Origin of the sequence: Levilactobacillus suantsaiihabitans (assembly GCF_004745505.1) — a bacterium.
Lineage (GTDB): Bacteria > Bacillota > Bacilli > Lactobacillales > Lactobacillaceae > Levilactobacillus > Levilactobacillus suantsaiihabitans.
Map to the genome: position 1 here is coordinate 1 of NZ_RKLX01000036.1, position 6743 is coordinate 6743.

Annotated in this window: 5 protein-coding genes; all 5 read right to left on the bottom strand. The window is 49.8% G+C overall.

Going from position 1 to position 6743, the window contains the following annotated elements:
• Nucleotides 1-176 precede the first annotated feature (176 nt).
• The 5 genes from EGT51_RS12450 to EGT51_RS12470 all read right to left on the bottom strand — a co-directional run bounded on the left by EGT51_RS12450 (nt 177) and on the right by EGT51_RS12470 (nt 6075).
• A complete protein-coding gene (locus tag EGT51_RS12450; RefSeq protein ID WP_135368993.1) occupies nt 177-2234 on the bottom strand; it encodes an LTA synthase family protein in 2058 nt (685 codons plus the stop codon).
• A 263-nt stretch (nt 2235-2497) separates the two neighbouring features.
• Nucleotides 2498-2734 carry a YkuJ family protein gene (locus EGT51_RS12455; RefSeq protein WP_125574787.1) on the bottom strand — a complete coding sequence of 79 codons (237 nt, stop codon included), beginning with the start codon at nt 2732-2734 and terminating at the stop codon, nt 2498-2500.
• A gap of 77 nt (nt 2735-2811) precedes the next feature.
• Nucleotides 2812-3858: a lysylphosphatidylglycerol synthase transmembrane domain-containing protein gene (locus EGT51_RS12460; protein WP_135368994.1), complete on the bottom strand. Its 1047-nt coding sequence runs from the start codon at nt 3856-3858 to the stop codon at nt 2812-2814.
• 3 nt (nt 3859-3861) lie between these two features.
• Nucleotides 3862-4884, bottom strand: a complete 1023-nt coding sequence (locus EGT51_RS12465; RefSeq protein ID WP_135368995.1) for a glycosyltransferase family 4 protein — start codon at nt 4882-4884, stop codon at nt 3862-3864.
• Between the two features lie 12 nt (nt 4885-4896).
• Nucleotides 4897-6075, bottom strand: coding sequence for a glycosyltransferase family 4 protein (locus EGT51_RS12470; RefSeq protein ID WP_135368996.1), 1179 nt, complete (start codon nt 6073-6075; stop codon nt 4897-4899).
• Between the last annotated feature and the right edge of the window lie 668 nt (nt 6076-6743).

Consider the following 6743-nt stretch of genomic DNA (forward strand, 5'->3'; position numbering starts at 1 on the left):
CTAACTTCCACTACAGAATACAGATTGAATTCAATATTCGGGTCCAAAAAAGAGGCCCAATTCGTAAGTGAATTGAACCTCTCAAATTCTCCCCATCAACACCGGTTGACAAAGAGCCCTAAAAATAGCAAAAGCCCCGCTCACACCTTCTACCGTGTGAGCGGGACCTGATAATACTACTTCAATTCTGGTGCATCTGTCTTATAGGTGGTCGTCTTGTTATGGTTCTTCACCAACGCACTGGTCTTTTCCGTTTTTTCCGCCTCAGCGAGCTTTTCCATCGCTGGTTTGTACTTATAGGTAAAGTCAGTCTTATCCACCTTCTTGAAGCCCTTTGGCTTGTAGAAACGCAGTAAATCCCCATAGATGACCCGATCAGACAACGAGAGTTCCGTGGTAACGTGGTTTTGCATCTGTGCCACGACCTTCTTTTGGGCCGCCGTCAGTTTCAGGACCTTTCCCGTCTGGGTATCGTAGACGGTCCCACCGATTTTGGTATACTTCGGCGAAACAAAGTTGCCATTTCTAAAGGCGACCGTCTGATTGCGGTCCTTAGCCAAGAGGTCTTGCCCAAATTGGACCGTATCCGTGTTCTTGACCCCTAACAGGTCTAGCAACGTCGGTAACACATCGATCTCGCCCCCGTACGTGTGCTTAATGCCACCCTTGAGTCCCGTCGCATGAATCATGAACGGCACCTTCTGAAATTGGGCCAAGTCGAAATTAGTGACCTTGTCCTTGCCTAACAGCTGGGCAATCGCTGGCCGGTGGTTATTGGAGATCCCGTAGTGGTCCCCATAGGCCACGATGACACTGTTCTTGTACAGGCCGACCTTCTTCAGGTAGGTCAAGAATTCCGCAAAGGCCTGATCCAGGTAGTGGGCTGTCTGAACGTATGGGTCCACGGTCTTATCCCCGGTCTTGGTGGCTGGGAAGTCTGTGTTCTTCTTATCTAACTCATACGGGTAGTGGTTGGTCAGCGTGATCAATTTCGCATAGAACGGTTGTGGCAACTGTTCGATGTACTTGGCTGACTGTTCGAAGAAGATCTTATCCTTCAGCCCATAGCCAATGCTATAACCCGACTTCTCTTTATAGTAGCTAGAACTAAAGAAGTATTGGTACCCCCACGACTTGTAGGTGTTGTCCCGGTTCCAGAAGCTCGGGACATCCCCATGGAATGCCGCCGAAGTGTAACCCGCCTCTTGGCTCAGGATCGCCGGTGCAGCCTGGAACGTGTTTTGGGTCCCGTAGGTCGTCATCGCTGACCCCTGGGGCAACCCAAACAACGAGTTTTCCAGCATCATTTCGGCGTCAGACGTCTTCCCTTGGGCCACTTGGTTATAGAAGTTGTCGAACGACAAGGTGTTCTGGTTATGGTAGAACTTGTTGAGAGTCGGCGTCACTTCCTTACCATCGACCTTATAGTCGATCAGGAATTGCTGGAAGCTTTCCAGGTGAATGATGAAGACGTTCTTGCCCTTTTCCTTGCCATAGTACGACACGTTCGGGCTGACCCGATTTTGCTTCAGGTATTTCAGCACACTCTTCATATCACTGGCATTGGCACTGGCCCGCGTGGCGCTTTCCTTTTGCGTCTGGTACGCGTTAAACGCCGCGTACTCGTTCAGCCCCATGTATTTAACAATGTAGTTATTGTCAAAGGTCCGCGTCAACAAGCCGGACCGGTCCGCGTTAGCCATGCCAAATTCGGCAAACATCAGGCCAAACGACAAGACGGTGATCGCAAAGGCGTACCGCCGCTTAAACGGCCGCGGGTCGATTCGAATCACGTGGGTCACTAGCAGAATGATCAGGATCACGATATCGATATAGACAAAAAAATCATAGACATGGGTGATCTGTGCCAGGCTTTTGCCCAGGTTATTCCCCACATCACTGGAGCCCTTCATGATTCCGAAGGACAGAAAGTCTGAAAATTCACGATAGTACAAGACGTTCGCAAAGATCCAGGTCGATTCCAACACGTTGATGATCATCATCAGCCAGTAGGCCAGTCGACCCCGGAAGTAAAGTGCAATCCCAAAAACCAGCAGTGCTGCCGGCACCGGATTGATGAACAGTAGAAACTGCTGCACACTTCCTTTGGCTCCTAACGTAAATTCAGTTTGATAGGCAATGTAAGTCTTTGCCCAGAAGAGAACAATGGTTAACAGGAAAAAGCCCATGCGGGTATTGATCCAGTTCATGTTCCGTTTAAAAAAGTTCGCCATGAGACAGCCTCCACAAAGTAATTAACATCACTACAGTATAGCGGATATTAGCGGGTAATCAATCTGATTACAGAACCTTTGAAAAAATTCAAGCTTTAGTCACAAAAACGCCACACCCACCGAACGGGTTTTTGCCGGTGATTCCGTGCTCGCACCTGAGTCGAAAACGCCCAGGGGTAAGCCCATTTCTAGAAAGGGATGGGCCAACCGCACCCATATTTTTTCTAAAAAAAAACAAAACTATGGCACCCATAGTTTTGTGATTAGTTATCCGTCAGTAAATCAAATAATTCGATAGCCACTAAATCAATGTTATCAAACTCAAAGGTCGTTTCCGGATTGTGTTCTGTTAACGTGTAAGTGTGGGTCAATTGGTTAAATACGACCGTTGCTTGTTCCACGCCTTCTTTTTCAAAACGACGGGGTTGTGGCTCGTCGGTAGCATCCTCTTGCATCGCCTTCAAGCGATTAATGATGCCAATCAGTTGAGATTCTTCCATGGTTGGTCCCCTTTCTAGCTTTCACTAATGATTTTACCAAACTTAGGCCACTATGGCACGCCCTAATCCAGAAAATCTCAATCATTTCCAGATTTCTGGCGTTGACTAGGGGTCTCATGGACCTTATCGGGACGAATCACCATGGCCACTAAGCCCGCCAGCATCCCCAGGTAATAGGTCAGCAGCCGCCACAAGATCATGGCCAACACCAACTTACTGTTCGACGAGATGTAGCTTCTAAAGATCATTTCAAAACTGTACTCCGCTCCCCCGGAACCACCGGGAATCGGAAAGAGAGAGATGACCATCACGATTAAGATATGCAGACTCGTGACCATGACGATGTTGGCGGTGGTATACCCCAGCGCCAGCATAATAAAGTACGGAATCAGGTAGTAGAACATCAGCTGGAAGAAGGTAATCACAAAAACCCGCAGCATGAGTTTCCATTGCCCGCTGATCCGGACACTCTCCGCATAGAAGGAATCGATTTTCCCATTGATGTTGGCTGCCATGCGGTCGAATCGCTCGGCCTTCATGAACCACTTCATTGGCGTCAGGATGACCCCCACCAATTTCTTGGTAAACGCATGCCAAAACATCACCATCAATAAGCCAATGATGACGGCCAAGTGAATCGTGAACCCAAAGACCACCAGCCAGGCCAGCGCGTGGAGCTTGTCTTGAATGCTGTGAAAGCCGATGACCAGCGCAATTAAGAAGTTGATCACGATCATCGATTGATAGACCACAAACTTCATCAAAAGCACCGAACTGGCCTTTCCCGCATCCACACCGGTTTGCATCAATGCAATCAGCTGAGCCGGTTGCCCACCGGAAGAAAACGGTGTGATGCCATTAAACAGCTGCTCGACCATAGGAATCCGCAGGGCATCCTTAAAGGTGAACCCGCTGATGCGATCCGAGATAAACACCTTAACGATCCAGGCTTCTAACCCCAGGTAAATGGCCATGCATAAGATGGCCACCCCGAACCACCAGAAGTTGATATTCACAAAATCATTGACTAAAACAGAAAATTTAATGTCACGTAGGGAATACGCAAAGATGGCGATCCCCAACAGAAACATTAAGGCTAAGACCCATTTATTTCGTCGTGACATCCCTTACCCCTCTTTTGCTTGTTGCGTGTAGAACGCCCGCCAAATCGTCGCCAGGTGTTCTTCGGAGTAACGCTCAGCCGCGGCCAGACTCTTTTGCCGCAGTTCAGCCAGCGCGGCGGTGTCGTGCGGCAAGCGTTTGAGTTGCGCATCCATTTCCGCATAATCCTTGGCCGGTTGGTAGTCACCCGCAATAATGGCCTGATACAGGTCCAAATCACGTAACAAGACGGGCGTCCCGGTACTAAAGGCTTCTAGCACTGACATGGGGAACAACTCGTTAAATGACGGCAATAAGAACAGGTCTGCCAGATCATAGTAATCCACCAGCTTGTCGCGGTCCACGATCCCCGGGAAGCTTAAATTGGCTGGCGGGTCATCGACGACTTTCTTGAGTTCGGCATAGCCATCCGTCATCCGGCCAAAGGAAAAACCCCCGGCCCAAATAAATTGCAAGTCCGGATTGTTGCGAGCTAATTTGATAAAGTCAAACAACCCCTTGCGTTCCTGAATCTGGCCAATGCCCAAAATCGTGAAGCGGTGCGCATCGTAGTGATACTGGTGGCGCAACGCCAGCTTTTGGTCGGCATCGACCGGATAGAATTCCGTACGACTCACAAAGTTGGGAATATAGGTCACCTTATCGGCCGGAATCCCGGCTGCTTCCAGCTTGGGAATAAAGGTCGGGTTGACCACCACGATGTGATCCATACGTTTATAGAAAGCAATCACGTATTTGTAAAAAATCGCCCGGAACGGTTGAGGGATCTTGAGACTCCCCTCCAAGGTCTCGGGCAAGAAGTGGACGTAGCCAATCTTGCGCCCACGATGGGGCAGAAACGTCGACAGGTAGTAGGAAAAATTGATCGTGTGGTAATGGGTCAAGTCGACTCGGCGATAGCTGTTCACCGACACGTCGAAGTCTTGGTCCAACCGTGTCGCCAGTAAATTCATGAGTTCGTTGTAGGCACTCCCCACACCCTGACCCTTGACGGAATCAGCCGCAGAAAACATGTTGATTTTTAACATTCAATAACTCCTCTAATCACTAAAATCCGGGGTATCCTCGTGCGACTGCTCGTAGCTCGCCTGGGCATCTTGATAAAACTCAATGATGTGTTGGCCAAACGTATCCGCGGAAATCTCCGCCAATTTGCGCGCCAACAGGTCCGGATCCTGCTCTTCATCCCCGTGTAGCAGGTAATCCACGACATTGGTCACCATCTCATCTTGGGTCGTAAACGTGACCCCCAGCGTCCGGCTTGACAGTAACTCGTCGGTGTACGGGCTGGTCATGACCACGATCTTGGTTCCGGCCACCATGGCTTCGATGTACGTCAACCCCTGGGATTCGGAATCCGAGGACGACAAAAAGACGTTGGCCATGTGATAGTAACGAAAGACCTCATCATTGTTGACCTCACCGGTAAAGGTAATGTGGTCGTTGTACCCTGATGCCTGAGCTTGCGCCTCCAGGTCTTCTCTGGCCGGACCATCCCCCACGATCAGGAGCTGGGCATTGGGCACTTGTTCCAAGATACGGCCCAATGCCGTGATGCTGGCCTTGATATTTTTCTCATAAGCCAACCGACTCAGCGACAAGATGACCGGGGTGTCCGGGGCATAGCCCAGCTGCCGGCGCAAATTGGCCGTGTCGGGTTGCTCATATTGGTGCAAATTGACTCCGGTCGGAATCACCCGGATCGGCGCTTTGACGCCATAATCCGTCAAGGTCGTCAGCACCCGATCACTAGGCGCCACCACGCCAGTTAAATGGTAACAAAACGCCAATGTCCCCTGTTTAACGTGAACGGGCTTTAAGATCTTCCCGTTGGCCACGTAATGCAAATAGTCTTCATACATGGTGTGGTAAGTGTGTAGACACGGAATCTCCAGATTGCGGGCCACAAACTTACCGATCCACCCCATCGAAAATTCCGTTTGGGTGTGGACCACGTCCAGATTCAACTCCTTAGCGATCTGGTAGGCCTGAAACAGTCCCCGTACCGCGATACGGCGGTCCGTAAACGACACGAACGGAATACTCGAGAACCGAAACACGTTGCGTTCATACACGTTCTTCTCCACGTGTGGATCAGTGGTCGTGAAAATGTAGACTTGGTGCCCCTGTTTTTCCAATTGATCTCGCAGCGTCTTAATGGACGTCGCGACCCCACTCACTTGAGGGAAATAGGTATCCGTAAATATGCCAATGTTCATTGCCAATCCCCCTTGCGTCTTGTGTTTTGGCTAAATAGTCAGGTACTACGCATTTTACAATCATCATAATTATATGGGTTTGCCTAGGTGATTGCAAACTACAACAGCAGTTGCGGGCAAATTAATTGTTGCACATTGCGACTACAGTGGTAAATGGAACTGGCCGCCTTACCGTTCGCCAAATATGGGTTGGAACGCTGGGGCAGGCCGAGCCAAAGGGCGGTCTCGACGCCTCGCTTTGAGCCGAAAAACACGTCTCAAAGACGCCAGTTGCCTAAGCGGCAAGAATCGCGCCGCTAAGGCAACTCCCACGGCTGAACCCATATTTGGCGAACTCTCGGCTACATCGGTATCAGTCAACGCGTCAACTAGCTTTCGGTCAGCACAGCTTTCCCGATAGTTGTCAGCTTGCCAGTGACTGCCAGAAATGGCCTTCAATCGTGATTCATAAGAACATTTCTCAGACTGACTGCGTCCGTCCAGCAAGCCCCACCTCAGACTGACGTAGGTTCCTGATTTCACCACCCCTTCCCCCACCATAAAAAATAAGGGTTCTATGATATTTGGTGTTGATGGAGAACTCCATCGACGCCATTTTTGTATAAAAAAGAGGCATATCACCTCTGTGCTACAATCAAGTCGTCGAAACCAATTGAAAGCGAGGAAAA